The organism is Cupriavidus sp. SIMBA_020, assembly GCF_046535395.1.
Classification (GTDB): Bacteria; Pseudomonadota; Gammaproteobacteria; order Burkholderiales; family Burkholderiaceae; genus Cupriavidus; species Cupriavidus campinensis.
Map to the genome: position 1 here is coordinate 1 of NZ_JAWRWU010001241.1, position 250 is coordinate 250.

General features: G+C 63.2%; 1 protein-coding gene. It reads right to left on the reverse strand.

All coding sequences use genetic code 11. The features are described from left to right. On the reverse strand, positions 1-250 hold a 250-nt coding region (locus SB751_RS33490), incomplete at both ends, for an Lrp/AsnC family transcriptional regulator (RefSeq protein ID WP_410749431.1).

Below are 250 nucleotides of genomic sequence, written 5' to 3' on the forward strand. Positions count from 1 at the left end.
CCTGCTTGAGCGCGAAGCTGGAACGGATGCTGGCCACGCCGGGAATGCGCGTGATGTGTTCGACGATCAGGCGCTCGAGCGCGTCGACGTCGGGCACCAGGGCGCGGATCAGGTAGTCGGCGTCGCCGGACATCAGGTAACACTCCATGATTTCCGGCAGCACGGCGATCTCGCGTTCGAACACATCGAGCGCCGCCTTGCGCTGCTTGTCCAGCGAGATCTGGATGAACACATTGACCTTCAGGCCGAG